Source organism: Saccharopolyspora thermophila (genome assembly GCF_014646075.1).
GTDB classification, from domain to species: Bacteria; Actinomycetota; Actinomycetes; order Mycobacteriales; family Pseudonocardiaceae; genus Saccharopolyspora; species Saccharopolyspora thermophila.
In genome coordinates this window covers 80,200-106,548 of record NZ_BMMT01000004.1, presented here as the reverse complement: position 1 = coordinate 106,548, position 26,349 = coordinate 80,200, and the positions used below count along the sequence as shown (strand labels likewise).

Below are 26,349 nucleotides of genomic sequence, written 5' to 3'. Positions count from 1 at the left end.
GTTCAGCCCTTGATCGGGCCTCCGGTCAGCCCGCCGAGGGGCTCACCGCCGAGAAGGTGCAGGTGCACGTGGAAGATCGTCTGCCCGGCGTCGGCGTTGGTGTTGAACAGCAGCCGGTAGCCCGATTCGGCGATACCCGCCTGGGCGGCGATGTCGTGCGCGGTGGTGATCAGCTCGGCGAGCAGCTGCGGGTCGGCGGCGGCCAGTTCGGCGGCGTTGCGGTACCGCTTCTTGGGCACCACGAGCACGTGGGTCGGCGCCTGGGGGTTGATGTCGCGGATCGCGATCAGCCGGTCGTTCTCGAACACGATGTCGGCCGGCAGTTCGCGCGCGATGATCCGCAGGAACAGGGAGTCCATGTCGCTCATGCCGGAAGGTTATCCGAGGCGCGGGGGCCGACGGATCGAGCGCGGCTGCTCCCCGGCGCGCTGCGCCGCAACCGGGTCTGGGGGTTGTCCCGTTGCGGCGCAGCTCTCGCCGGACCGAGGGGGGAGGTGTCCGGCGAGTGCTGGGGTCCGATGCCCCGTGCGGCACCGGTGCGGCCGGGCCGGAGCCCGCCGCGATCTCTGCACCGCAGAGCGTATCTCTCCGTAACACCTTCGCGCTACGAGTCCGGAAAAATTTTTGATCTTCGTCGCGGACCGTCACCAGACCTGGTGCGTCCGGATGCGATCAGGCCCAACGGGCGGTGCGGACCCCGAGGGCGCCGAGCGCCACCACCGCGGCCGTGGAGGCACGCAGCACAGTCGGGCCGAGGCGGACCGGGTGCGCGCCCGCCGCGGCCAGCGCCGCGAGCTCGTCGTCAGTGATGCCGCCCTCCGGGCCGACGACGAGGACCAGCTCGCCGCTGGTCGGCAGGTCCACCTCGGCCAGCGGCGTGGTCGCCGACTCGTGCAGCACCAGGGCCACGGCCGCGCCGCGGACCAGCTCCGCCAGCTGGCGGGTGGTCACCGGATCGTCCACCGGCGGCGTCCACGCGCGCCGTGCCTGCTTGGCCGCCTGCGCGGCGGTGCTGCGCCACCGCGCCAGCGCCTTCGCGCCGCGCGGCCCGTCGTCCCAGCGCGCCACGCAGCGGGCGGCCCGCCACGGCACCACCGCGTCCACGCCCGCCTCGGTGGCCAGTTCCACCGCGAGTTCGCCGCGGTCGCCCTTGATCAGGGCCTGCACCAGCCGCACCCGCGGCTCGGGCTGCGGCTCGTGCCAGGTCGCGGCCACCTCGAGGTGCAGCGAGTCCTTGGCCGCCGCCAGCACCGCGCAGCGCGCCAGCCCGCCGCGGCCGTCGGACAGCAGCAGCTGCTCGCCGGGCCGGAGCCGCCGGACGGTGGCCGCGTGCCTGCCCTCCGGTCCGTCGAGGGTGGTCTCGCCGGTGGCCGGGAGCTGCTCAACGGAGAAGACCGGCAGCGTCGTCACGCCCGGCCTCAGCGGTGCCCGAAGGACCGGAACCGGGAGAACAACCCGTGCCGGTTGCCGCTGCCGTTCGCGGTGACCGTCGGCTCCGGCTGTTCCTCGCCGCGCAGCGCGGCCAGCTGGCGCAGCAGGTCGGCCTGCGCCTCGTCGAGCCGGGTCGGCACCACCACGTCGAGGTGCACGTGCAGGTCGCCGTGCCCGCTGACCTTGCCGTTGGAGCGCAACTTCGGCAGGCCGCGACCGGTCAGCACGTGCTCGGTGCCGGGCTGCGTGCCGGGCTCGACGGTGATCTCCTCGCGACCGCCGTCAAGGGTCTCCAGGACCAGCACGGTGCCCAGCGCGGCGGCCGTCATCGGCACCTCCACGGTGCAGTGCAGGTCGGCGCCGTCGCGGGTGAACCGGTCGTGCGGCAGCTCCTCGACCTCGACGAACAGGTCACCGGGCGGACCACCGCCCGGCCCGACCTCGCCCTCACCGGCCAGCCGTACCCGCATGCCGTCGCCGACCCCGGCCGGGATCTTGACCGTGATGGTGCGCCGGGCGCGGACCCGGCCGTCGCCGCCGCACTGCTGGCACGGGTCGGTGATGACCTCGCCGAAGCCGCGGCAGACCGGGCACGGCCGGGACGTCATGACCTGGCCGAGGAAGGAGCGCTGCACCGACTGCACCTCGCCGCGACCGCCACAGGTGTCACAGGTCGAGGGGGCGCTGCCGGCCCGCGAGCCGCCGCCGTCGCAGGCGTCGCAGAGCACCGCCGTGTCGACGGTGATGTCGCGGTTGACGCCGCTGGCGCACTCCTCGAGGGTCAGCGCCAGGCGGAGCAGGGCGTCCGAGCCCGGCTGGACCCGGCTGCGCGGCCCGCGGCCGGCACCGGCCGCACCGCCGCCGAAGAAGGCATCCATGATGTCGCCGAGACCACCGAACCCGGCGAACGGGTCCCCCATCCCGGCACCGGCGCCGCCGCCGTTGGACAGCGGGTCCCCGCCCAGGTCAACGATCTGCCGCTTCTTGGGGTCGGAGAGCACCTCGTAGGCGGTCGTCACCTCCCGGAACCGCTCCTGCGCTTCCGCATCGGGGTTGACGTCCGGGTGCAGTTCCCGCGCGAGCTTGCGGTAGGCCCGCTTGATCTGCTCGGGTGTCGCGTCCCTGGCAACTCCGAGGGTCGCGTAGTAGTCCCTGGCCACCTTCTCCGTACTTCCTCTGCTCGTTGAACGAGTTGTCGTCGGTCGCGCGGACGTCACCGACCGACCAGGATCTCACCCACGTAGGCGGCGACGGCGCGCACCGCCGCCATGGTGCCCGGATAGTCCATCCGGGTCGGGCCGACGACACCGAGGCCCCCCAGCACCATCCCATCAGAACCGTAGCCGGTGGAAATCACCGACGTCGTCTGCATCTCCTTGGCCTCGTTCTCCATGCCGATGCTGACCCGGATGGTCTCCGAGTCACGCGCGGCCGCGAGCAGCTTGAGCACCACCACCTGCTCCTCCAGGGCCTCCAGGACCTGGCGCAGGGAGTTCGGGAAGTCGGCGACGTTGCGGGTCAGGTTGGGGGTGCCGCCGAGCACCATCCGCTCCTCGGGGTGCTCGACCAGCGACTCGATGAGCACGCTGCACAATCGCACCAGCGCGTTGCGCAGGTCCGGCGGGGCCTGGTCGGGCAGCTCGGCGACCGCGGCGGACGCGTCGGCCAGCCGCTTCTCGGCCATCGCGCCGTTGAGCATAGTGCGCAGCCGGGCCACGTCGTCCTCGCTGATCACGTCGCCGAGGTCGACCACCCGCTGGTCGACCCGGCCGGTGTTGGTGATGAGCACCACCATCAGCCGCGCCGGGGTGATGGTGACCACCTCGACGTGCCGCACGGTGGAACGGGTCAGGGTCGGGTACTGCACGACGGCGACCTGCTGGGTGAGCTGGGCCAGCAGCCGCACGCTGCGGCGCATCACGTCGTCGAGGTCCAGCGCACCGTCCAGGAACGACTGGATCGCGCGGCGCTCGGCCACGGTCAGCGGCTTGATGTCGTGCAGCCGGTCGACGAACATCCGGTAGCCCTTGTCGGTGGGCACTCTCCCAGCGCTGGTGTGCGGCTGGACGATGAACCCCTCTTCCTCCAGCGCGGCCATGTCGTTGCGCACCGTGGCACTGGATACGCCGAGGTTGTGGCGGTCGACGAGCGCCTTCGATCCCACCGGCTCCTTGGTCGACACGTAGTCGGCCACGATCGCCCGCAGCACCTCGAAGCGGCGTTCTTCCGCGTTCACCTCGCGCCACCTCCTTCTGGCCCGGGGCCGCCAGGGGGCCGGCAGGGGCCTCGATACCACCATCGAGTTTACGGTGTTCTCTCACCGGAGCCGATAGCCACAAGAACGATGCGGCGCAGATGGTACCAACTTTGACGTCACTATTGGTACCATCGCCGTATGGCTCTCAACCTGCGCCTTCGAGCCGACGCGGAAGCCGCACTGCGCGCCGAGTCCGAACGATCGGGGCGTTCCCAGCAGGAGATCCTTCGCGAGGCCGTGGACCGCTATCTCGGCCTCACCCCGGGCGCCGGACCGCAGCACGAGTGGGACCACCTGATCACCTCGGGCAAGGTCCTGCTCCCCAGGGGCGCCTACCGCAAGGTCGTTCCGACGAAGACGGTGCCGGCGGGCCGGCGCACGATCGATCTGCTCGACCGAGAAGACCGCAACTGATGCGCGTCTACCTGGACAGCAGTGCGCTCATCAAGCGGGTCGTCCGCGAGGCGGAGTCGGACGCACTGGTCGACGAGATCGACCGGCTGCACCGCGCGCAGGCGTTGCTCGTGTCGACCTCGCTGGCGTGGACCGAGGTGGCGCGCGCCCTGCGCAACGCCTGGAACACGACGTTCCAGGACGTGGCCGAGGATCTGCGCAACGCGATGCTGGGCGTCGCCGAGCACCCCCTCGACTTCGACATCATGAATCTCGCCCGCAGGGTTGATCCGAACGGACTCCCCTCGCTCGACGCGATCCACCTCGGCGCGGCGATCGCCCTCGACGTCGACGTGATGATCACCTACGACGCGCGGTTGGCGGAGGCGACCCGGGCGAACGGGATTCGGGTCAGCTCGCCCGCCTGATCAGCCGATCAGGCGTTGCACGACGCCATCGGCGAGCAGGCGGCCCCGGTCGGTCAGGACGCAGCGCCCGGCCGCGAGTGCTACGGGGCGCAGCAGGCCGTCCGCGGCGGCCTGCTTGGCCGCCAGCAGGCCAGGTTCGTCGAGCACGTCCACCGGCAGTCCCTCGGCCAGGCGCAGCTCCAGCATGATCCGCTCGATGCGGCGGTCCTCGTCGTCGAGGAGTTCCCGCCCGGCCGCCGGGGACGTCCCCTCGGCCAGCAGCGCGGCGTAGCGGGCCGGGTGCTTGACGTTCCACCACCGGACACCCCCGACGTGGCTGTGCGCCCCAGGACCCGCGCCCCACCAGTCGCCGCCCCGCCAGTAGCCGAGGTTGTGGCGGCAGCGCGCCGCGTCGCCGCGCGCCCAGTTCGACACCTCGTACCAGCCCAGACCGGCGCCGGTCAGCACGTGGTCGACCATCTCGTAGCGGTCGGCCAGCACGTCCTCGTCGGGCATCGGCAGTTCGCCGCGGCGCACCTTGCGGGCCATCGCGGTGCCGTCCTCCACGATCAGCGAGTACGCCGAGACGTGGTCGACACCGGTCGCCAGCACCACCTCCAGCGAGGCGCGCAGATCGGCGTCGGTCTCCCCCGGCGTGCCGTAGATCAGGTCCAGGTTCACGTGCTCGATCCCGGCCGCCCGCGCCTCGGCGGCGGCCGCCGCGGCGCGGCCCGGGGTGTGCCGCCGCTCCAGCACCCGCAGCACGTGCTCGGCGGCGGACTGCATGCCCAGCGACACCCGGGTGAACCCGGCCTCGCGGATGCCGGCGAAGAACTCCGGCGAGGTCGACTCCGGGTTGGCCTCGGTGGTGATTTCTGCCTCAGCGTCCAGCCCGAAGGAGCCGCGGATCGCGGCCAGCACCTCGCCCAGCCGGGCCGCGCCCAGTAGCGACGGCGTGCCGCCGCCGACGAACACGGTGCTGGCCCGCGGGACGGGGCCGCCACCGGCCGCCAGCACCCGCGCGCCGAGGTCCAGCTCGGCCCGCAGCCCGTCCAGCCAGCTACCGAAATCCGCAGCTGAGCCCAGCTCATCGGCGGTGTAGGTGTTGAAGTCGCAGTACCCGCAGCGGCTGGCGCAGAAGGGCACGTGGACGTAGACCCCGAACGGCCGCTCGCCCAGCCCGGCGAGGGCGTCGGGCGGCAGCTCCCCGTCGGCCGGGGCGGGTTCACCGGTGGGCAGCTGAGCAGGCACGGTCCCACTGTCTCACCATTCGGATGGTGTTGGACCACCCGGTGGGTGCGTGGCAGGCTGCCCGACATGGGTGCGACCTTGCCGCGGCTGCTGCTGGTCTCCCGCCGCTACGTGGACCTGCGGCGGGTGTCCAGCGCGCTCTGCCGCACCACGGATTGATCCCGCCGCCGCGTTGCACCCGTGAAGTCCAGTCGGCGCCGGGCACGCCGATCAGTGAGAACCGCCACGGTGGCGGTGTTCCACGCGGCGGCGCCGCGCCCCAGTCCCGGAGGTCGGACATGGTCCCCCCGACGGAAGCCCCAGCTCGTCCCGCCCGCAAGCGCAAGACGCGCGGTGAGGGCCAGTGGGCGCTCGGCTACCGCGAACCGCTCAACGCCAACGAGCGCTCCAAGAAGGACGACAACCCGCTGAACGTCCGCCAGCGCATCGAGACGATCTACGCCCACCGCGGTTTCGACTCGATCGACCCGGCCGACCTGCGGGGGCGTTTCCGCTGGTGGGGCCTGTACACCCAGCGCGCGCCGGGCATCCCGGGCGCGCGGACCGGGGCGATCGAGCCCGAGGAGCTCGACGACCGCTACTTCATGCTGCGGGTCCGCGTGGACGGCGGCGCACTGACCACCGAGCAGTTGCGCACCATCGGGGAGATCTCGCAGACCTACGCGCGCGACACCGCCGACATCACCGACCGGCAGAACATCCAGCTGCACTGGGTGCGGGTCGAGGACGTGCCGACGATCTGGCAGCGGCTGGAGGCGGTCGGGCTGTCCACCACCGAGGCGTGCGGGGACTGCCCGCGTGTGGTGCTGGGGTCGCCGGTGGCGGGCATCGCCGCCGACGAGATCGTCGACGCCACCCCGGCGATCAAGCAGATCGCGGAGCGGTTCATCGGCGACCGCTCGCTGTCGAACCTGCCGCGCAAGTTCAAGACCGCCATCAGCGGTTCGCCGCGCTGGGACACCGTGCCGGAGATCAACGACATCTCGCTGGTCGGCGTGGTGCACCCCGAGCACGGCCCGGGCTTCGACCTGTGGGTCGGCGGTGGCCTGTCGACGAACCCGAAGCTGGCCGTGCGGCTGGGCGCCTGGGTGCCGCTGGACGAGGTGCCCGAGGTGTGGCACGCGGTGGTGCAGATCTTCCGCGACTACGGCTACCGGCGGCTGCGGCACCGGGCGCGGCTGAAGTTCCTGGTCGCTGACTGGGGTCCGGAGAAGTTCCGCCAGGTACTGGAGGACGAGTACCTGGGCCGCAAGCTGATCGACGGCCCGGCGCCGGAGACCCCCACCGGGCACCGCGACCACCTCGGCGTGCACCCACAGAAGGACGGCAACTACTACGTGGGCGTGAAGGCCCCGGCAGGCCGGGTCAGCGGGTCGACCCTGGTCGAGGTCGCCAAGGCCGCCGAACGGGTCGGGTCGCGCCGCGTCCGCACCACCGTGGAGCAGAACCTGCTGGTCCTGGACGTGCCGCAGTCCGAGGTGGACTCGCTGGTGGCGGATCTGGGCAAGCTCGGGCTGCAGGCCGACCCGTCGCCGTGGCGGCGCAGCGTGCTGGCCTGCACCGGCATCGAGTTCTGCAAGCTGGCCATCGTCGAGACCAAGCAGCGGGCGATCGACCTGGTCCACGAACTGGAGCAGCGGCTGGCCGACATCCAGGGCGACATCGACACCCCGGTGACGATCAACCTCAACGGCTGCCCGAACGCCTGCGCCCGAACCCAGGTCGCCGACATCGGCCTGAAGGGTCAGATGGTGCCCGACGCCGACGGCAACCAGGTCGAGGGCTTCCAGGTGCACCTGGGCGGTGGCCTCGGCGAGGATGCCGGGTTCGGCCGCAAGATCCGCGGGCACAAGGTCACCTCCGCCGAACTCGGCGACTACGTGGAACGCCTGGTGCGCCGCTACCTGGCGCAGCGCGGTGACGGCGAGCGCTTCGCCCAGTGGGTGGCGCGGGCCGAGGAGGACGACCTCAAGTGAGCCAGCCGGAGCGGGCGGTGCCGTTGCACTGCCCGTACTGCGGTGACGAGGACCTCGCGCCGGAGGCCGAACCCGCCGGGGCGTGGACGTGTCTGTCGTGCCGGCGGGTCTTCACCGTGCGACTCGTCGGGCTGGCCCTCGGAGGGAACGGAGAACCATGACTGCCGACACCACCACGAACATCGGCACCCGGCGCAGCGACGAGGTGCTGCGCGCACTGGTCGAGGAGGCCGCCCCGCGACTGGCCGAGGCCAGCGCCGAGGAGGCGCTGCGCTGGGCCGTGGAGACCTTCGGCGACAAACTGATCGTCGCCTCGAACATGCAGGACGCGGTGCTGGTCGACCTGGCCGCGAAGGCCAAACCCGGCGTGGACGTGCTGTTCCTGGAGACCGGCTACCACTTCGCCGAGACCATCGGCACCCGCGACGCCGTGGCGCAGGTCTACGACGTCACCATCATCAACGCGTACCCGGCGCAGACCGTGGCCGAGCAGGACGCCGCGGAGGGCCCGCGGCTGTACGAGCGCGACCCCAACCGCTGCTGCTTCCTGCGCAAGGTCGTGCCGCTGCGCAACACGCTGGCCAGCTACGAGGCGTGGGTGACCGGGGTGCGCCGCGTGGAGGCGCCGACCCGCGCGAACACCCCTGTCGTCACCTGGGACGAGCGCAACGGACTCGTCAAGATCAACCCCCTTGCGGCGTGGTCGGACGAGGACATGCAGCGTTACATCGACGAGCACGGCGTGCTGGTGAACCCGCTGGTGCCCGCGGGTTACCCGTCGATCGGGTGCCAGCCGTGCACCAGCAAGCCCGCGCCGGGCGCCGACCCGCGCAGCGGCCGGTGGGCGGGCACCGCGAAAACCGAGTGCGGCCTGCACGGCTGAGATCTCCGGAGGTTTGGGACATGACCGCAACTGATGCCGAGGTCGAGCTGCCGGACGCCTCCGGGGCGCCGCCGCAGGTGGACAACCTGGACGCGCTGGAGTCCGAGGCCATCCACATCTTCCGCGAGGTGGCCGGCGAGTTCGACCGCCCGGTGATCCTGTTCTCGGGCGGCAAGGACTCCACCGTGCTGGTGCACCTGGCGCGCAAGGCGTTCTGGCCGGCCCCGGTGCCGTTCCCGCTGCTGCACGTCGACACCGGGCACAACTTCCCGGAGGTGCTGGCGTTCCGCGACGCGCTGGTGGAACGCCACGACCTGCGGCTGGTGGTGGCGTCGGTGCAGGACTACATCGACGACGGCCGCCTGCAGGAGCGGCCCGACGGCACCCGCAACCCGCTGCAGACCACGCCGCTGCTGGACGCCATCAGCGACAACCGGTTCGACGCGGTGTTCGGCGGCGGGCGACGCGACGAGGAGCGGGCCCGTGCCAAGGAGCGGATCTTCAGCCTGCGCAACGCCTTCGGGCAGTGGGACCCGCGCCGCCAGCGCCCGGAGCTGTGGAACCTCTACAACGGACGGCACCGGCCGGGCGAGCACGTGCGGGTGTTCCCGCTGTCGAACTGGACCGAGCTGGACATCTGGCGCTACATCCAGCGCGAGAAGATCGAGCTGCCGGAGATCTACTACGCGCACCGCCGCGAGGTGTTCCAGCGCGACGGCATGTGGCTGACCGCGGGCCCCTGGGGCGGGCCGCGCGAGGGCGAGGTGCCGGTGGTCAAGACCGTCCGATACCGCACCGTGGGTGACGGGTCCTGCACGGGCGCCGTGGAGTCCGAGGCGTACACGGTGGACGACGTGATCGCCGAGGTCGCCGCCAGCCGCCTCACCGAGCGCGGCGCCACCCGCGCCGACGACCGCCTCTCGGAAGCAGCCATGGAAGACCGCAAGCGCGAGGGCTACTTCTGAGCAGGGATCGACGGTAGCCGGGCAGCGAGCAGGCGTCCGAGGTTCCGCAACCCGCACCGCCACGCAGAACGAGCACTCCCCAATCCAGGAATGGGTTCCCGAGAATGAGCGAGACGACCACCCGCACCGCACCGGACAGCGGCACCGAGGTGACCCTGCCGGTGCATACCGACCTGCTGCGGTTGGCCACCGCCGGATCCGTCGACGACGGCAAGAGCACCCTGGTGGGGCGGCTGCTGCACGACACCAAGTCGGTGCTGGCCGACCAGCTCGACGCGGTGCACCGGGCCAGCGCCGACCGGGGCTTGGCCACGCCGGACCTGTCGCTGCTGGTCGACGGGCTGCGCGCGGAGCGCGAGCAGGGCATCACCATCGATGTGGCCTACCGCTACTTCGCCACGCCGAAGCGCACCTTCGTGCTCGCCGACACGCCCGGGCACGTGCAGTACACCCGCAACACGGTGACCGGCGCGTCCACCGCGCAGCTGGCCGTGCTGCTGGTGGACGCGCGCAAGGGCGTGGTGGAGCAGACCCGGCGGCACGCGGCGGTGCTCGCGCTGCTCGGGGTGCCGCAGCTGGTGCTCGCGGTCAACAAGATCGACATGGTGGACTTCGACGAGGCGGTGTTCACCCGCATCGCCGCGGAGTTCACCGAGCACGCGAGAGCCCTGGGCTACCGCGACGACTCCGTGGTGACCATCCCGGTTTCCGCGCTGCTGGGCGACAACGTCGTGGAGCGCTCGGCGAACACCCCGTGGTACCAGGGGCCGTCGCTGCTGGAGCACCTGGAGAGCGTGCCGGTGGCGCCGGACCCGCACGATGCGCCGTTCCGGATGCCGGTGCAGTACGTGATCCGCCCGCGCACCGCCGAGTACCCGGACTACCGCGGCTACGCGGGCCAGGTCGCCGCCGGTGTGGTCGCGGAAGGCGACGAGGTCGTGGTGCTGCCCGCCGGGGTGCGCACCCGCGTGTCCAAGGTGGACACCCCGGGGGGCGCGAAGCCGCGTGCGGCGGCCGGACACTCGATCACCCTGCTGCTGGCCGACGACGTGGACGTCTCGCGCGGCGACCTGATCGCCGCCGCCGACGCCGCCCCGCAGCTGACCGACGAGCTCGACGCCACGGTGTGCTGGCTGGCCGAGAAGGCGCTCAGGCCGGGCGCGAGGGTGCTGGTCAAGCACGGCACGCGGACCGTGCAGGCGATCGTCACCGAGCTGTCGGCCCGTTTCGACGAGCAGCAACTGTCCAGCGTGGACAGCCCGGAGCAGTTGCAGCTCAACGAGATCGGCCGGGTGCAGCTGCGCACCGCGGAGCCGCTGCCGGTGGACGAGTACGCCGCCAGCCGCCGCACCGGGTCGTTCCTGGTGATCGACCCGGCCGATGGCACCACGCTGGCCGCCGGGCTGATCGGCGTGCCGCTGGCGCCGCTGGCGGAGTCGGCATCCGCAGCCGGTCAGCCGTCATGAGAGGGCGGAGAAACGCCGCTCATGCCCGCGCGTCGGACTGAGCCGCTGATGACCCCGCTGGTGGCCGTCGCGCACGGCAGTCGCGATCCGCGCTCGGCCGCGACCGTGCACGCCCTGCTGGACGTGGTGCGGTGGATGCGACCGGACCTGGACGTGCGCGCGGCGTTCCTGGACCTGTCCGCGCCGCGGGTGGGTGACGTGCTCAGCGCGGTGCACGGCGACGGGCACGATTCCGCGGTCGTCGTGCCGCTGCTGCTGGGCCGTGCGTTCCACTCCCGCGTCGACGTGCCGGCCGCGGTGGCCGAGGCGGAGCGGCGCTACCCGAGGTTCCGGGTGCACGTCGCGGACGTGCTCGGTCCGGACCCGCGACTGGACCGGGCGGCGTGGCGGCGGCTGGCCGACACCGGTGCCCGGCCCGACGACCCGGAGCTCGGCGTGGTCCTGGCGGGCGCCGGGTCCTCGCACGCCCCGGCGAACCGGTTGGTCGCCGACGTGGCGCGGCGGTGGTGGGCGAGCACGTCGTGGGCGGGCACCTCGGCGGCGTTCGCGGCGGCGGCGGACCCGGACGTGCCCGCGGCGATCGCGGCGCTGCGGGCCCGCGGCGCCCGGCGCTTCGCGGTCGCCTCCTGGTTCCTGGCGCCCGGCCTGCTCCCGGACCGGATCACCGCCCTGGCGCGCGAGTCGGCCGCCGACCCGCTGATCGCGGCCCCGATGGCCGACGCCCCGGAGGTGGCGGAGCTGGTCCTCGACCGCTACGCCGAAGCCCTCACCGCCGCGACGACCCCACACCTCTCCCACGCCCTGTGACGAGCGCTCCCAACCCCGTGCTCGCTCTCCCAACACCTTTCGTGGCTCTGATCAAGAGCTCTGGTCGCTGGGCCTGGCATGACCTGCGCCCCCAGTCGAACGCATGATCCGGGGGGTGGTGTCACCAGCCTGGTGGCATCGGTGGACCGCTGACAAGAACTCCGCGGTGCGGCGCACGACGTGGCCAAAAGTCGACAGATCCGGGATCGGGGGCAACCTGCGGGGCATGATGTGACACGTGTGATCCAGCTGGGTTCACCGAAGACCGGCAGCGGCTGGGACACCCCGACTCCCAGGTCGCTGCCGGATCCGACTTGACCGCGGTTTCCCTGGGGGCCAGATGGACGCTCCACCGCACGTGATCGCTCGGGTGCGCAGTGAGTACGCGCGCAGCGAGCGGGGCAGGTCCTGCCACTTCTTCCCGCTGCCGCAGGACAGCACGCTGCCCTCGGTGCTCCGCGCGTACTGCGGTTTCGACATCATGCCCGGGCAGGCCGAGGCGCTGGACGGCCCGGCCGGGATGCCCTGCCTGCGCTGCCTGATGGCCGCGGCGCTGGCCGACTCGTCCGTCTGATCGGACCACCGGGTGCCGCCGCCGCTGTGGTCCGCCCGGAGCAGCCGCGCGCCTGACCGGAAAAACGCTGTCTTAACTCTGAGTCGTTCTCGCGAACCCTAAACTTCACCCCAAGTGGTCATGAGAGAGTTTGAGTCGGCGTCGGCATCGGGAACCGGCCGGTCCCTGTGCACGTCGTTACCCGTCAGGTTCGCGCTATCACGTGACCGCCGGTGTGGGGGCGTTCAATGCAAGGCTGGATGAGGAGTCGGGGACAACAGCGCGAGATGAACACGCAGCAGCCGAGTCGGCCGGTCATCACGCCGGCTATGCGGGAGCAGGCCCTCAAGCAGCCGAACAGCTGGCTGTACGTGGTTGACCCGATCTTCACCGATCCGAACGCCGAGGTGCCGCCGTGGGGGTTCATCGGCGGCTACCGGGTCGACGAGCAGGGCGAGATCACCGACGACTTCTCGCCGAACCCGAACTACCGGCCCTCCCCCGTCGCACTGCGGCTGCCCGCGCCGACCAACGACGTCGAGCGCGCGCTGCAGCTGACCACCACCGGCTACGCCCAGGGCCACACCCTGCTGACCGCGATGCTGGACGCCGAGCTGATTCTGTTCGCCCAACCGCAGGGCAGCGGGCTGTTCACCATGGAGCACGAGTCCGGCCGCCGCCAGCTGCAGGTGTTCACCTCCGAGGCGTTCCTGCCGTCGAACTGGACCACCTGGCAGCGGATGACCGGCCGCCAGCTGGCCGGGCACCACCTCGGCGGCATCGACATCCAGGTCAACCCCACCAGCCCGGTCAAGGCCCGGTTGCCCGGCGAGGAGCTGGTCAAGGCCGCCGCGGCCGTCCCGCCGAAGACCCCCACGGTGCCGGTGTCCCCGGCCAACGGAATGCCGCTCGTGGTCCCCGGCACCACACCGCAGCCCCCGGCCGCCGGACCGACCCCGCCCGCGCCCCCACAGCCCGCACCGCCCGCCGCCGAACCGCAGACCGATCCGACCGAGACCGAGTTCGGCCGCCGCTTCCTCGGCTCGATGCTCGCCGGCGCGATCGGCGACGCGCTCGGCGCGCCGGTCGAGTTCTACCCGGTGGACCAGATCCGCAGCCGGTTCGGCGCGATGGGCGTCACCGAGTACGACCGCAGCGGCGAGCCGGGCGAGTTCACCGACGACACCCAGATGGCCCTGTTCACGCTGGAAGGACTCATCCGCGGGCACATCGCCGTCCGCACCACCGGGGCGACCAGCCCGCTGTCCGCGGTGCAGCTGGCCTACCAGCGCTGGCTGCACACCCAGGGCTACGCGTGGATGCGGGCCGCCGGCCCGTTCGCGATGAGCCACCCCAAGCCCAACGGCTGGCTGATCGAGCAGCGCGACCTGTTCGCCGTCCGCTCCCCCAACAGCAGCTGCATCACCGCGCTCCGCGAGTTCGCCTCCGTCGGCGCCCCTGGCACGTTCGCGCGGCCCATCAACGACTCCCAGGACTGCGGCGGCGTGGTTCGCGCGGCGCCGGTGGCGCTGTGGTCGGACGACCCGCGGGAGGTCTTCGAGCTCGCCGCCGCCACCGCGGCCCTGACCTACTCGAAGCCGAACGGCTACCTGCCGGCCGGGGTGCTCGCGGTCATCGTGCACCGGCTGCTGCGGGAGGAGTCGCTGGAGGACGCCCTGCGGCAGGCCCGGGAACTGCTGGTGCGGTACGCGGGCCACCAGGACACCGAGCGCGCCCTGCAGTCGGCCGTGGACCTGGCGCGCAGGGGCAAGCCCAGCCCCGAGGAACTCAAGGACACCCTGGGCGGCGGCTGGGCCGGGCACGAGGCGCTGGCGATCGCGGTGTGCGCGGCGCTGAGCACCGACAGCATCGCGAACGCGCTGATGGTGGCCGTGAACCACTCCGGCGACAGCGACTCCACCGCCGCGATCTGCGGCACCATCGTCGGCGCCCGCTACGGCTCGCGCGCGCTGCCCGGCGTGTGGCTGCGCGACCTCAAGCACCGCGAGATCATCGAGGCGCTGGCCAAGGACGCGTTGCTGGAGTTCGGCCCGACCCCGCCGACCGGCGAGGCGTGGAGCACGCGGTACCCGATCGCGGGTGACATCGGCGACCTCGACTTCACCTCGCAGGTGCCGCTCGCCGGCAGCGACGAGGCCGCGCAGCCCGAGCCGGCCGAGGCGGCACCCGCGGTGGACCAGGCGACTGAGACCGCGGCACCGGTCGAGGCCGCACCGGCGGAGCAGCCCGCCCCCGAACCCGTTGCGGCGGAACCGGTCGTGGCAACCGCCGCGGAGAGCACGCCCGCCGGGGACAACGACGCGGACCTGTGGTCGCAGCGCATCCTGGGCTTCCTGCTCGGCGGTGCCGTCGGGGACGCCCTGGGCTACCCGATCGAGGACGACTCGCTGCGCGACATCCGGCGCAAGTACGGCGAGGCCGGGCTGACCGACTTCGTCGACGCGCACCGGCCCGGCGGGTCGATCAGCGACGAGACCCAGATGACCCTGTTCACTCTCGAGGGACTCATCCGGGCCAGCATCCGCCGCCGCCTCTTCGGCGAGGACGAGCCCACCACCCAGGTGCAGCACGCCTACCAGCGGTGGCTGCACACGCAGGGCTTCGACTGGAAGGAGGCCGGCGGCCCGCTCGCCGGTTCCCCGCCGGACGGCTGGCTGATCCAGCAGAAGGGCCTGTTCGTCCGCCGGGCCCCCGCGAGCACCTGCATCCAGGCGCTGCACGGCTACGCCAACGGCAACCCGCAGGGCTCCTTCACGAACCGGCTCAACGACGCCAAGGGCTGCGCCGGGGTGATGCGCGCGGCCCCGGCCGGGCTGTGGTCCGACGAAGCCGCCGAGGTGTTCCGCGTCGGTGCGCTGACCGCCGTGCTGACCCACGGCCACCCCAGCGGCTACCTGCCCGCCGGGGCACTGGCGGTGATCGTCCAGCAGCTGCTGGCGGGTCGGTCGCTGCCCGAGGCCGTGGACCGCGCGCTGACCGAACTGTCCACCTGGGACGGTCACGAGGAGACCGGTGCGGCGCTGCGCCGGGCGATCGAGCTGGCCACCGAGGGCACCCCGACGGCGGAGCGCATCGAGCAGGTGCTGGGCGTCGGCACGTACGGCGAGCAGGCGCTGGCCATCGCCGTGTGCGCGGCGCTGACCCACCCCGAGTCGTTCACCAACGCCGTGGTGCTGGCCGCCAACCACTCCGGCGACAGCGACTCCACCGCGGCGATCTGCGGCAACATCATGGGCGCCGCGCACACCGCGGCGGCGATCCCGCGGACCTGGCGCGACAAGCTGGAGCTGCGCGAGGTGATCGAGGCGCTGGCCGCCGACGCCATCCGCGAGTTCGGCGCCAACCCGCCCCGCGACGCGGAGTGGCTGGAGCGCTACCCGGTGGGCAGTGCCGAACCGCAGCAGGAGGTCGTCGAGGCTCCGGCACCCGAGCCGGTCGCGCCGGAGCCGGTCGAGGCGGAACCCGAACCCGAGCCCGTCGCGGAACCGGTCGTCGAGGACACCGCTGTTCCGGTCGCGCAGGCACCTGCCGAAGCCGCGGAGCCGGTCGCCGGGCCCGCGCCGGTGGCCGAGCCGGTGGCCGAGGACGACGCCGACGACGGCCTGTCGGAGGAGGAGCTGCGGCTGCTCGCCGCGTGGCGGAAGTTCCGCGACAACGAGGACGGCAACTCCGCCGACCTGACGCAGGGCCTGCACAAGCTGCTCGTCGAGGCGTTCGGCGAGGAGCGCGCGGCCCAGCTGATCGGCGAGGCCGCCGCGGAACCCGCGGGCGAACTCGCCGCCGAGAACCAGGTGCAGCTGTCCCGCCAGCAGCGGGTGGAGGGCTGCGTGCTGGGCTCGGCCGTCGGCGACGCGCTCGGCGCGCCCTGGCTGTTCGCCGACCTGCGGACGATCCTGAACGCGAACCCGGAAGGCGTGCGCGAGTTCGCCGAGGCGTTCGGCAGGCGCGGCGCGGCCACCGCCTACACCCAGCAGACCGCGTTCGTGCTCGACGGGTTGATCCGCGCGCACATCCGCTCGGTGTTGCGGGGCATCAGCGCGCACCGTCCCTCGATGGTGCGCCGGACGTTGCAGCACTGGGCGCACACCCAGGGCGCACGGGTGCCCATGTCCTGGTTGCAGCCCGGCGAGCTGGCCGAGACCGCGGCGTTGCGCGTGCAGCGGTTCCCCGACGAGGCCACGCTGACCGCGCTGGCCAGCGACCGCCGCGAGGCACCCACGCCCGCCAACCCGCCGAACGCGGCCCGCACGGCGGCCGCCACGGTGCGCGGTGCGGTGGTCGGCCTGCTGACCGGGAAACCGCAGGACGCGCTCTCGGTCGGGGCGGAGATCGCCGTGGTGACCCACGGGCATCCGGACGGCTACCTGCCCGCCGGTGCGCTGGCGGGTCTGGTGTGCGCGCTGCACAACGGGCAGACCCTCGCCGAGGCGGTGCAGGCGGTGCTGGTCGAGCTCGACCAGATGGAAGGCGCCGAGAACACCGCGCAGGGGCTGCGCGCGGCGGTCGAGCTCGCCAGCCATGGTCCGGCCACCCCGACCCGGTTCGAGGAGCTCGGGTTGGGCTGGAACGCGCCGGAGGCGCTGGCCATCGCGGTGGCCTCGGCGCTGTCGCATCCGAACTCCTTCGCCGACGCGGTGTCGCTGGCCGCCACCCACGCCGGCAACACGGCGGCCACCGCAGCCATCTGCGGGAGCCTGCTCGGGACCGCGCGGGGCGCCGGGGAGATCCCCGCGGAGTGGCTGGCGGAGCTGGAGCTGCGGGACGTGCTGGCCGGGCTCGTCGCCGACGAGCACCGCGCGCAGACCGAGATCTCCACCTACGGTCCGCTGCCCGAGTGGGCGCTGCGCTACCCCGGATAACCCGTGGACGAGGCGGAACGGGCACTGCTGCGGGCCTGGCGGGAAAGCCGGCGCCGAGACCCGGTGGAGCAGCGGTTACTGGACACCTGGCGGCAGTGGCGACGGCACCCGGCGACCCGACCACTGTGGGCCGCGGCGCTGCAGCACCGGCTCACCGCCGAAGCCGAGCCGCCGACGCCCGCGACCGGCCTGGCGAACCGACGCGGACCGCTGCCCGAGGCACCGGCCCGGTTGCTCGGCATGCTGCTGGGCGGGGCGGTCGGCGAGTTCGTTGCCCTCGACGGCCGGGTCGGGCAACGCACGGCCGCCGTGCTGTTCGCGCTGGAGGGACTGATCCGGGCGCACACCCGGGCCCGGTCCGCCGGTGACGGAGACCCGGTCGGCGCGGTCCTGCGCGGCCTGCAGCGCTGGCTGCACACCCGCGGCGTCCCCTGGGCCGACTGCGGGTCCGACGCCCCACGACCGAACGGTTGGCTGGTGCGGGAAGCCACGCTGCACTCCACGGCCACCGACGAACCGACCATGCTCACCGCGCTGGCCCGCGTCGCGGCCGGGCACCCGGCAGGCTCGCGTCAGCGACCGGTCACCAACTCCGACACCGCCACCGCCGTGCCGTTGGGCGCGCTGGCGGCGCTGTGGTCCGGTGACCCGGGAACGGTGTTCGCGCTCGGCGGCGACCTGGCCGCGCTGACCCACGGCCACGCGCACGGCCACATCCCGGCCGGCGTGCTCGCGACGGCGGTGTTGTCGCTGCTGCACGGAGACCGGCTGCGCACGTCGCTGCAGCAGGCGGCAACCGGTTGGCAGTCCGGGCGAACGGCGCTGCTGCATGCCGTGCGGCTCGGCCGCCTCAGCCCCGCGGGGTTGCGGCCCGGCCGGGCCCAGCTCGACGCGATGCGCCCCGGCCGCAGCGGCCTGGACGCGCTGGCCATCGCCTTTCGGACCGCCCTGGCGTGCGAGGACGACTTCGCCGCGGCCATCCGCGCGGCAAGCGACCACAGCGGCGACCCCGCGAGTTCGGCGGTGATCTGCGGACAGCTGCTGGGCGCGCTGCACGGACCGACGGCCATCCCCGCGCGATGGCGGGAGCAGCTGCCGATCACCTCGCTCGTCGAACGGATCGCCGAGGACGCGGCAGCGGAGTTCGGGCCCTACCCGGACGAATCCGACGCCTGGGAGCAGCGGTACCCGCCGACCGACACCGCCGTGCCCACCGCTCCGTCCACAGCGGACTACCGGACCGGCCTGACCGCGGTGCCGCGGCTGGCTGCGTCCCGCGACCGCTTCGTCGGCGCGGTGGTGGGCTGCGCGGTCGGCGAAGCCCTCGGCATGCCCGTCGCCGCCGACAGCTGGGATGAGATCCGGTCCCGGCACGGCGCCGACGGCCTGACCGACTACGTCCCGGCCGGCCACCCCTCCGGTCGGCTCGGCAGCGACACGCAACTGCTGCTGTTCTCGCTGGAAGGCACGATCCGGGCGAACGTCAGCCGCCGCGAAGGCGGTGCCACCAGCCCGACCCGGCACATCCAGCACGCCTACCAGCGCTGGCTGCACACCCAGCACCTGAGCTGGCCCCGCGCGGCGGGCGAGTTCCTCCGCGGCACCCCCGCACCGGACGGCTGGCTGGTCGGCCAGCGGGCACTGTTCCAGATCCGCAACCCGGGGCGCACCATGATGCGCACGCTGATCGCCTTCGCCAAGGGCCAGCAGGCGATGGGCACCCCGGAGAACCCGGTCAGCGACTCCCCGGACAGCAGCGCGATCATGCGCGCGGTGCCGGCCGCCCTGTGGAGCAACGACCCGGCGGAGGTGTTCCAGGTCGGCATGGACACCGCCGCGCTCACCCACGGCCACCCGAGCGCCCTGCTCAGCGCGGGAACGCTCGCCTTCGTGGTGTCCCGGCTGGTGCACGGAGAACCGCTGGGCGCGGCGGTGGACGCCGCGCTCGACCAGCTCGCACCACACAACGGGCACGAGGACGTCACCCGCCGCATCACGGCCGCGGTCCGGTTGGCGCGCGACGGCAGCGCCGCACCGGAGGACCTGGAACGCGGCATCGGCACCGGGGCGACGGCGGCCGAGGCGCTGGGCATCGGCCTGTACGCGGCGCTGGTGTGCGACGGCGACTTCGACGCGGCGCTGCCGGTGGCGGTGAACCACTCCGGCAACAGCGCCATCACCGGTGCGGTGGCGGGCAGCCTGGTCGGCGCGGTCGTCGGCGCGGCGCGGATCCCCGAGCGCTGGACGCTGGAACTGGAGCTGCACGAGGTCATCGAGCGCCTCGCGCACGACGCGGTCCTGGAGTTCGGGCCCCGCCCACCGGACTGGGGCGACCGCTACCCGCCGACCTGAGCGTGCGAAGTGCGACGTGGCTCACTGGCCGCTGTCAGTCAACGGCGGTTAACGTGCCTGTCATGGACGAACTTGTGCACTGCGCAGTGAACAACGGCATCGCCACCATCACGCTGGACTCCCCGCACAACCGCAACGCGCTTTCCGCGCAGCTGCGCCGGGAACTACGGGAGCACCTGTCGGCGGCCATCGCCGACGACGCGGTGCGCGTGATCGTCCTGGACCACACCGGGCCGGTGTTCTGCGCCGGGATGGACCTCAAGGAGTCTCGCTCCGCCGACGCCCAGAACCAGGGCGTCCAGGAGTTCCCGGCGATCCTGGAACAGCTGTGGACCAGCCCGAAGCCGGTGGTCGCCAAGCTCGCCGGACCGGCCCGCGCCGGCGGCGTCGGCATCGTCGCGGCCTGCGACATCGCCGTCGCGGTCGACACCGCCACGTTCGCCTTCTCCGAGGTGCGCATCGGCGTCGTGCCCGCGGTGATCTCGGTGACCGTGCTGCCCCGGCTCAACGCCCGCCAGGCGCACGAGCTGTTCCTCACCGGCGAGACCTTCGACGCCCACCGCGCCACCGAGATCGGCCTGCTCAACGCCGCGGTCGCGGCGGACCGGCTGGACGCCGAGGTCCAGCGCTACGCCGACATGCTCGCCCTCGGCGGCCCGAGGGCCCTGGCCGCGACCAAGGAAATGCTCACCGCCCAGCGCCCGGCGAAGATGTCCGAAGCGTTCGCTCAGATGCTCGAACTCTCGGCGGAGTTCTTCGCGGGCGAGGAGGGCCAGGAAGGCATGCGCGCGTTCGCGGAGAAGCGCACACCGTCCTGGGTTCCGGAAAACCTGCGGTGACCGGACGACCGGTCAGTCGTCCTCCTCGCCACTGAGGTTCCACAGTCCGTCCGCGTGCAGCAGGCGATCAGGAATGATCGTGACTGGGAACGGGAAGGTGGTCGTGAAGAGGTCCTTGCCAGTTGCCTGTTGAACCTCGCGGTACTCGCCGTCGTCCAGCCGGAGCTCGACGATCCTGGGTTCCGCCATCGTCGGGTTGACGATCCAGTAGGCAGGAATACCGAATTCGGCGTACTCACGCGGCTTGGTGTGGTAGTCCCGAAAAACACTGGTCTCCGAGACGACCTCGATCACCAGCAAGGGGGGTCGCACGAGATACGGTCGAACGAACTCTTCCGCCTTGATGACAACGACGTCCGGAATCCGGTGATGAGTCCGGTCGGCATTGAAGTTGATACCCGCGCCCTGCAATGCGAGGTACCCCTTCGGCGCCACGACGTAGTTGAAGAAACCGCAGAGTTTGGCCTCGATGAGGGAATGCAGGCTCACTGGCGACGGAGACACGTCAAGCCTCCCGTCGACCAGCTCGTAGCGGCGGCCGTCGTCGGGTAGCCGCTCCAGGTCGTCGACGGTCATCGGTACGTACTGCTCGTCCGCCCCCATGTTCACGACAGCCATACTGCCTCCAGTTCTGCACGGGAGCCAGTATTACGAGCCGCCCGCGTTCACTATCGGGCGATCAGGAGCGGGTGAGGAGAGGAAGGCATGCACGCGTCCCGCGGAGAAGCGCACACCGTCCTGCGTCCCGGAAAACCTGCGGTAGGGCTCAGCTGTCCTGCCCGCCGATGTGCCTGCGCCACGCACCGGTCGGAACCGTGAGCCAACGAGGCACGATGTCGACGGGGAAGGGGAAGTCCGTCCGGAAGACGTTCTCGCCACCTACCTGCTGCACCTCGCGGTACTCGCCGTCGGTGAGGCGCAACTCGTTAATCTGCAGTTCATCCATCGTCGGGTTGACGATCCAGTACGCCTGGATGCCGAACCTGGCGTACTCCTGGCTCTTGGTGTTGTAGTCGCGGAAAACGCTGCTGCGTGAAACGACCTCGACGGCCAGGACTGGCGGCTTCACCAGGTACGGATCGTCGAAGTCCTCCGCCTTGATGACGAGGAGATCCGGGATGCGGTAATGCGTCCGATCAGGGTTGAACACGACCCCCGCGCCCTGGAGCACCACGTACTCGTCGGGTGCGACAGTCCCGAGGTGCTGGCTCAGCCGAGTCTCGGCGAGGGAGTGAATGCTCACCGGAGCGGGAGACACGTCAAGCCTCCCGTCGACCAGCTCGTAGCGGCGGCCGTCGTCGGGTAGCCGCTCCAGGTCGTCGACGGTCATCGGTACGTACTGCTCGTCCGCCCCCATGTTCACGACAGCCATACTGCCTCCAGTTCTGCACGGGAGCCAGTATTACGAGCCGCCCGCGTTCACTATCGGGCGATCAGGAGCGGGTGAGGACCGCGGTGAACTCCCGGCCGCAGAAGGGGTGTTCGGCCGCGTCGCGCAGGACCGCGCTGATGCCGCTGAACGCCTTCGGGTCGTGCTCGGCGAGGGCCTGGAATCCTGACCAGACCAGCACGTGCTCGCCCTCGGGCAGCCAGGACAGGTCGGTCAGGCAGTCGTAGAGGGCGTCGAGGTTGCGGCCCGCCCACTCCGGGAAGTTCAGCACCGCCGCGATGCCGTCCAGCGTGGTCCGCTTGCTCACCAGCTCGGCACCGTCCAGCACGTGCGCGGTCGCGCCGCGCTGCTCGGCCTGCTGCACGGCCTCGCGCGCCGTGATGTCGGCGGACGGCTGCTCCAGCTCGCTCACCGTCGGCTCCTTCCGCAGCCTGCTGGCCCACTTCGTCGCAAACATCGCACTCAACCTGCGGGGTCGACTACCACAAATGATCCGTAATGGTCGCTGCTGTAGTAAAGCTCCGCGCGCTCGCCGGTGACCAGCCGCCGGGCGCCGCGGTCGGGGGAGCCCGGGGTCGGGACGGTGTACTCGTGGTAGTACCCGGTGGGCTCCTGCGGCAGCACGCCCTCCCGGTTGCCGAACACCGAACCGTCCTTGCCCGGGTAGGGGAACGGCCCGCCGCGGAGGATCAGCTGCCAGGTCCGGCCGACCTCGGGCGGCAGCTCGGACATCTCCCGCACCGGCAGCCCGGACTCCGCTCCCGGCACGGCGCGCTGCGTACCGAGCCCCGTGTGGTCGCGGACGAACCAGCCGATGACGACGAGGGCGATGAGGCCGACCAGGGCCACCGAGATGCGCTTGCGCGAGGTCACGCCGGTGTTCCCTTCTCGCTCCGCTCGCCGTCCTGGCGGCCGACCGGGGGTTCGGCGTCGTGCACCCGGGTGAGTTTCGCGCCGAGGCCGTCGATGCCGCGGTCGACCACCCGGGCCAGGGCCCAGCAGACCGGCAGCAGGACCGCCAGGACGAGCGTCACCTGCAGCGGATAGGCGAGCTGTACGAGCCACAACTCGACGCCGTCGTACCACTCGACCAGCCACTCCAACACAAAGCGCCAGGGTACGCGCGCCGCAGCGGCCCCCGTCCGCGGCCCCGCCCCCAATGGCGGCCACCCCACGCACCCACCCGCCGACAACGTCGTCACGCCCGCCGACAGACGCGCCATCGGCCCGATGGTTTCAGCGCTGCTCGGAGTGCTCGACTTCAGCGCTGCTCGGAGTGCTCGCGGATGGACTTGATGATGGCCGCGAAGTCGTAGCCGCCACCGCCCTCGTCGGTGAACCGCTGGTACAGCTCGGTGGCCAACCGGCCGATGGCGATGTCGGTGCCGCTCTGCTCGGCCGCCGAGGCGGCCAGCTTGAGGTCCTTGAGCATCAGGGAGGCGGCGAACCCGGGCTGGTAGTCGTGGTTGGCGCGGCTGGTCTCCACCAGGTCCGGCACCGGGCAGTTGGTGGTCAGCGCCCAGCACTGCCCGGTGGAGATCGACGCCACGTCGTAGAGCGCCTTCGGCGACAGCCCCAGCCGCTCGCCCAGCACGAACGCCTCGCTCACCGCGATCATGGAGGCGCCGAGGATGAGGTTGTTACACATCTTGGTGACCTGCCCGTTGCCGGGCCCGCCGCAGTGGATCACCTTGCGCGCCATCGGTTCCAGCAGCGGTTCGGCGCGGTGGAAGTTCTCCGCAGACCCGCCCACCATGAACGTGAGGGTGCCCGCCTCGGCACCCGCGGTGCCACCGGAGACCGGGGCGTCGATGGCGTCGAAACCGGCTTCGGCGGCTCGCTCGTGCGCCCGGCGGGCGTCCGCCACGTCCACGGTGGAGGAGTCGATGAGCAGGGTGCCCGGCTTCGCGGCGGCGAGCACGTCGTCGTAGCAGCCCAGCACCTGCTCGCCGCCGGGCAGCATGGTGATCACCGCGTCGGCCCCGGTCACCGCCTCGGCCACCGACGTCACGACGTTCACCCCGTGCCGCTCGGCGACCTCGAGCGCCGCCGGGACCAGGTCGAAGCCCTGCACCACGTGCCCGGCCTTGACGAGGTTCGCCGACATCGGACCGCCCATGTGGCCCAACCCGATGAAACCGATGACAACCATTGTCATTTCCCTCCTGCGCTGGTGCTCGTCAAGGCCGCGGCCGCTCAGCCGAAGAGCACGGGCTCGTCCGGCTTCGGTTCGAAGAACTCCCGCACCCGAGAATCGTCCACATCAGACAGTTTGGACGGGGACCACCTCGGGTTGCGGTCCTTGTCCACCAGAGTCGCCCGCACGCCCTCGACGAAGTCGCCGATGCGCACGCACGCCATGGCCAGCCGGTATTCCTGCATCAGGGCCTGCTCCAGCGACTCGTAGCTGGTGCGCAGGGCCTTCAGCGTCACCTTCAACGACGTGGGCGACCTGTGCCCGATCGTCTCGGCGGCCTGCCGGGCGGCCTCCTCCGGGCGCTCCCGCAGGCGGCGCAGGATCTCCTCGACGCTGTGGGCGGCGTACGCCGCGTCGATCCACCCCCGCTGCGCGGCCAGCGGAGCCTCGGGGGCCGGTTCGGAGAACTTCCGCAGCACCTCGTCCACCGCCCCGGAGCTCAGCGCGTCGGCGAGTTCCGGCAGGTTCGCGCTCGGCACGTAACAGTCGGCGAGCCCGCAGTACACGGCGTCGGCACCGCCCACGGGGGTGCCGGTGAGCGCCAGGTGCGTACCCAGCTCACCGGGGGTGCGGGACAACAGGTAGGTGCCGCCGACATCGGGGATGAATCCGATGCCGACCTCCGGCATGCCGACCTTGGAGCGCTCGGTGACCACCCGGTGCGAGCCGTGCGCGGTGATGCCGACCCCACCGCCCATGCAGATGCCGTCCATGATCCCGATGACGGGCTTCGGGTAGTTCGCCAGCGCCGAGTTGAGCCGGTACTCCTCCGTCCAGAACGTCGCGGCCAGCGACTCGTCACCGGCCCTGGCCGCGTCGTGCAGGGCGCGGACGTCACCGCCCGCGCACAGCCCCCGCTCCCCCGCCCCGTCGATCAGGATCGCCTGGACGTGGTCGGCGGTGCGCCACTGCTCCAGCGCCTGCGCCATCGCCCGCACCATCCCCAGCGTCAGCGAGTTGAGCGCCTTGGGGCGGTTGAGCGTGATCCGTCCGAGCGATCCCTGCTCGCGCAGCAGGATCTCGGGCTCTGTCATGGTGCGACTCCCGTGTCTTCGCGCTGCCACCCGCCGGCGGCGGCCCTCAGGCCCCCAGCAGTCCCCGCGAGATGATCAGCCGCATGATCTCGTTGGTACCTTCCAGGATCTGATGCACCCGCAGGTCGCGGACGATCTTCTCCAAGCCGTACTCGGCAAGGTAGCCGTATCCACCGTGGATCTGAAGTGCCTCGTTGGCGACCGCGAACCCCACGTCGGTGGCCAGCCGCTTGGCCATCGCGCACAACCGGGTGGCGCCCGGGTCCCCGACGTCCAGCGCCCACGCGGCCCGCCACAGCAGCAGCCGGGCGGCCTCCAGTTCGGTGGCCATGTCGGCGAGCTTGAACTGCAGCGCCTCGAACTCGCTGAGCTTGCGCCCGAACGCGCTGCGTTCCCGCACGTAGGCGAGGCTCTTGTCGAGCGCGGCCTGGGCGCCGCCGAGCGAGCAGGCCGCGATGCTGAGCCGACCGCCGTCCAGCCCAGCCATGGCGATCTTGAAACCGATGCCCTCGTCGCCGAGCCGCTGGTCGGCGGGCACCCGGACGCCGTCGAAGATCACCTGCCTGGTGGGTTGGGCGTTCCAGCCCATCTTCTTCTCGTTGGCCCCGAAGGACAGCCCTTCGACCCCGTCCTCGACGACGAAGGTGGAGATGCCCTTGGCACCGGGCTCGCCGGTGCGCGCCATCACCACGTACACCCCGGAGCTGCCGCTGCCGGAGATGAACTGCTTGACGCCGGTCAGCAGGTAGTCCTCGCCGTCGCGGACCGCGCGGGTCTGCAGCGCCGCCGCGTCGGATCCTGCCCCGGGTTCGGTGAGGCAGTAGCTGGCCAGCTGCTGCATCGAGCACAGCCGGGGCAGCCAGCGGGCCCGCTGCTCGGGTGTGCCGAACCGGTCGATCATGCCCGCGCACATGTTGTGGATGGAGATGTAGGCGGCGATCGACGGATCGCCGGTGGCCAGCGCCTCGAAGATGAGCACCGAGTCGAACCGGCTCAGCCCGCTGCCGCCGACCGACTCGTCCACGTAGACACCGCCCATGCCGATCTCGCCCGCGGCGCGCAGCACGTCGACCGGGAAGTGCTTGGTCTGGTCCCACTCGACGGCGTGCGGGGCGAGCTGCTCGGCGGCGAACTCCCGGGCGGCCTCCTGGAGGGCTCGCTGGTCGTCGGTGAGTTCGAACGGCGACGCCGGACCGGCTACCGCTGCAACGGACACGTCGACTCCCTTCGCACGGTCGTGGGGCGGGAGCGGCTGGCTCCCGCACCAC

General features: G+C 71.9%; 26 protein-coding genes. 13 read left to right on the top strand and 13 right to left on the bottom strand.

Going from position 1 to position 26,349, the window contains the following annotated elements; translation table 11 throughout:
- Positions 1–2: 2 nt before the first annotated feature.
- The 4 genes from IEY17_RS08235 to hrcA all read right to left on the bottom strand — a co-directional run bounded on the left by IEY17_RS08235 (position 3) and on the right by hrcA (position 3,667).
- Positions 3–368 carry a histidine triad nucleotide-binding protein gene (locus tag IEY17_RS08235; protein ID WP_188986717.1) on the bottom strand — a complete coding sequence of 122 codons (366 nt, stop codon included), beginning with the start codon at positions 366–368 and terminating at the stop codon, positions 3–5.
- Between the two features lie 304 nt (positions 369–672).
- Positions 673–1,410, bottom strand: coding sequence for a 16S rRNA (uracil(1498)-N(3))-methyltransferase (locus tag IEY17_RS08230; RefSeq protein ID WP_188986716.1), 738 nt, complete (start codon positions 1,408–1,410; stop codon positions 673–675).
- A gap of 8 nt (positions 1,411–1,418) precedes the next feature.
- Entirely contained in the window at positions 1,419–2,591 is a 1,173-nt protein-coding gene (gene dnaJ / locus IEY17_RS08225; protein ID WP_188986715.1) for a molecular chaperone DnaJ, read from the bottom strand.
- A 53-nt stretch (positions 2,592–2,644) separates the two neighbouring features.
- Positions 2,645–3,667 carry a heat-inducible transcriptional repressor HrcA gene (hrcA, locus tag IEY17_RS08220; RefSeq protein ID WP_188986714.1) on the bottom strand — a complete coding sequence of 341 codons (1,023 nt, stop codon included), beginning with the start codon at positions 3,665–3,667 and terminating at the stop codon, positions 2,645–2,647.
- A 159-nt stretch (positions 3,668–3,826) separates the two neighbouring features.
- Here hrcA and IEY17_RS08215 point away from each other — a divergent pair, with 159 nt between their 5' ends.
- The gene (locus IEY17_RS08215) at positions 3,827–4,102 is read left to right on the top strand and encodes a ribbon-helix-helix domain-containing protein (protein ID WP_188986713.1); all 276 of its coding nucleotides are present in this window, start codon (positions 3,827–3,829) and stop codon (positions 4,100–4,102) included.
- Positions 4,102–4,509, top strand: coding sequence for a type II toxin-antitoxin system VapC family toxin (locus IEY17_RS08210; protein ID WP_188986712.1), 408 nt, complete (start codon positions 4,102–4,104; stop codon positions 4,507–4,509). The genes IEY17_RS08215 and IEY17_RS08210 overlap by 1 nt, the downstream gene beginning before the upstream one ends.
- Here the strand turns inward: IEY17_RS08210 and hemW are convergent, their stop codons facing one another.
- Positions 4,510–5,739 (bottom strand): radical SAM family heme chaperone HemW, encoded by a 1,230-nt coding sequence (gene hemW / locus IEY17_RS08205; protein WP_188986711.1) that lies wholly within the window; start codon positions 5,737–5,739, stop codon positions 4,510–4,512. It lies immediately after the preceding gene.
- 66 nt (positions 5,740–5,805) lie between these two features.
- Between hemW and IEY17_RS26050 the strand changes: the two genes are divergently transcribed.
- The 11 genes from IEY17_RS26050 (at position 5,806) to IEY17_RS08155 (ending at position 20,460) form a co-directional block, all read left to right on the top strand.
- The gene (locus IEY17_RS26050; RefSeq protein WP_346073747.1) at positions 5,806–5,898 is read left to right on the top strand and encodes a putative leader peptide; all 93 of its coding nucleotides are present in this window, start codon (positions 5,806–5,808) and stop codon (positions 5,896–5,898) included.
- Between the two features lie 119 nt (positions 5,899–6,017).
- A complete protein-coding gene (locus IEY17_RS08200; protein ID WP_188986710.1) occupies positions 6,018–7,715 on the top strand; it encodes a nitrite/sulfite reductase in 1,698 nt (565 codons plus the stop codon).
- Complete coding sequence (locus IEY17_RS08195) at positions 7,712–7,876, top strand: hypothetical protein (RefSeq protein ID WP_188986709.1); 165 nt, start codon at positions 7,712–7,714, stop codon at positions 7,874–7,876. Before IEY17_RS08200 ends, IEY17_RS08195 begins: the two co-directional genes overlap by 4 nt.
- Positions 7,873–8,598 carry a phosphoadenylyl-sulfate reductase gene (locus tag IEY17_RS08190; RefSeq protein WP_188986708.1) on the top strand — a complete coding sequence of 242 codons (726 nt, stop codon included), beginning with the start codon at positions 7,873–7,875 and terminating at the stop codon, positions 8,596–8,598. The genes IEY17_RS08195 and IEY17_RS08190 overlap by 4 nt, the downstream gene beginning before the upstream one ends.
- A 20-nt stretch (positions 8,599–8,618) precedes the next feature.
- Positions 8,619–9,563, top strand: coding sequence for a sulfate adenylyltransferase subunit CysD (gene cysD, locus IEY17_RS08185; RefSeq protein WP_188986707.1), 945 nt, complete (start codon positions 8,619–8,621; stop codon positions 9,561–9,563).
- A gap of 104 nt (positions 9,564–9,667) precedes the next feature.
- On the top strand, positions 9,668–11,029 hold the full coding sequence (locus tag IEY17_RS08180) for a sulfate adenylyltransferase subunit 1 (protein ID WP_188986706.1): 1,362 nt from the start codon (positions 9,668–9,670) through the stop codon (positions 11,027–11,029).
- Positions 11,030–11,050: 21 nt separating this feature from the next.
- Positions 11,051–11,836, top strand: coding sequence for a sirohydrochlorin chelatase (locus IEY17_RS08175; RefSeq protein WP_229679941.1), 786 nt, complete (start codon positions 11,051–11,053; stop codon positions 11,834–11,836).
- 340 nt (positions 11,837–12,176) lie between these two features.
- A complete protein-coding gene (locus tag IEY17_RS08170) occupies positions 12,177–12,410 on the top strand; it encodes a hypothetical protein (RefSeq protein ID WP_188986705.1) in 234 nt (77 codons plus the stop codon).
- Positions 12,411–12,676: 266 nt separating this feature from the next.
- Positions 12,677–17,269, top strand: coding sequence for a type VII secretion system-associated protein (locus tag IEY17_RS08165; RefSeq protein ID WP_188986704.1), 4,593 nt, complete (start codon positions 12,677–12,679; stop codon positions 17,267–17,269).
- A 3-nt stretch (positions 17,270–17,272) separates the two neighbouring features.
- Positions 17,273–19,621 (top strand): ADP-ribosylglycohydrolase family protein, encoded by a 2,349-nt coding sequence (locus IEY17_RS08160; RefSeq protein WP_188986703.1) that lies wholly within the window; start codon positions 17,273–17,275, stop codon positions 19,619–19,621.
- A 62-nt stretch (positions 19,622–19,683) separates the two neighbouring features.
- Complete coding sequence (locus IEY17_RS08155; RefSeq protein WP_188986702.1) at positions 19,684–20,460, top strand: enoyl-CoA hydratase-related protein; 777 nt, start codon at positions 19,684–19,686, stop codon at positions 20,458–20,460.
- Between the two features lie 12 nt (positions 20,461–20,472).
- On the opposite strand, the gene IEY17_RS08150 is transcribed toward IEY17_RS08155, so the two are convergent.
- The 8 genes from IEY17_RS08150 to IEY17_RS08115 all read right to left on the bottom strand — a co-directional run bounded on the left by IEY17_RS08150 (position 20,473) and on the right by IEY17_RS08115 (position 26,297).
- Positions 20,473–21,078: a Uma2 family endonuclease gene (locus IEY17_RS08150; RefSeq protein WP_188986701.1), complete on the bottom strand. Its 606-nt coding sequence runs from the start codon at positions 21,076–21,078 to the stop codon at positions 20,473–20,475.
- Positions 21,079–21,226: 148 nt separating this feature from the next.
- A complete protein-coding gene (locus tag IEY17_RS08145) occupies positions 21,227–21,832 on the bottom strand; it encodes a Uma2 family endonuclease (protein ID WP_188986700.1) in 606 nt (201 codons plus the stop codon).
- Between the two features lie 61 nt (positions 21,833–21,893).
- On the bottom strand, positions 21,894–22,262 hold the full coding sequence (locus IEY17_RS08140) for a barstar family protein (protein ID WP_229679940.1): 369 nt from the start codon (positions 22,260–22,262) through the stop codon (positions 21,894–21,896).
- 50 nt (positions 22,263–22,312) lie between these two features.
- Positions 22,313–22,723 (bottom strand): guanyl-specific ribonuclease, encoded by a 411-nt coding sequence (locus IEY17_RS08135; protein ID WP_188986698.1) that lies wholly within the window; start codon positions 22,721–22,723, stop codon positions 22,313–22,315.
- Positions 22,720–22,956, bottom strand: a complete 237-nt coding sequence (locus IEY17_RS08130) for a hypothetical protein (RefSeq protein WP_188986697.1) — start codon at positions 22,954–22,956, stop codon at positions 22,720–22,722. The genes IEY17_RS08135 and IEY17_RS08130 overlap by 4 nt, the downstream gene beginning before the upstream one ends.
- A gap of 155 nt (positions 22,957–23,111) precedes the next feature.
- On the bottom strand, positions 23,112–24,008 hold the full coding sequence (gene mmsB, locus IEY17_RS08125) for a 3-hydroxyisobutyrate dehydrogenase (RefSeq protein ID WP_308423959.1): 897 nt from the start codon (positions 24,006–24,008) through the stop codon (positions 23,112–23,114).
- A gap of 38 nt (positions 24,009–24,046) precedes the next feature.
- Positions 24,047–25,081 carry an enoyl-CoA hydratase/isomerase family protein gene (locus IEY17_RS08120; protein WP_188986696.1) on the bottom strand — a complete coding sequence of 345 codons (1,035 nt, stop codon included), beginning with the start codon at positions 25,079–25,081 and terminating at the stop codon, positions 24,047–24,049.
- Between the two features lie 46 nt (positions 25,082–25,127).
- Positions 25,128–26,297: an isobutyryl-CoA dehydrogenase gene (locus tag IEY17_RS08115; protein ID WP_188986695.1), complete on the bottom strand. Its 1,170-nt coding sequence runs from the start codon at positions 26,295–26,297 to the stop codon at positions 25,128–25,130.
- Positions 26,298–26,349 lie beyond the last annotated feature (52 nt).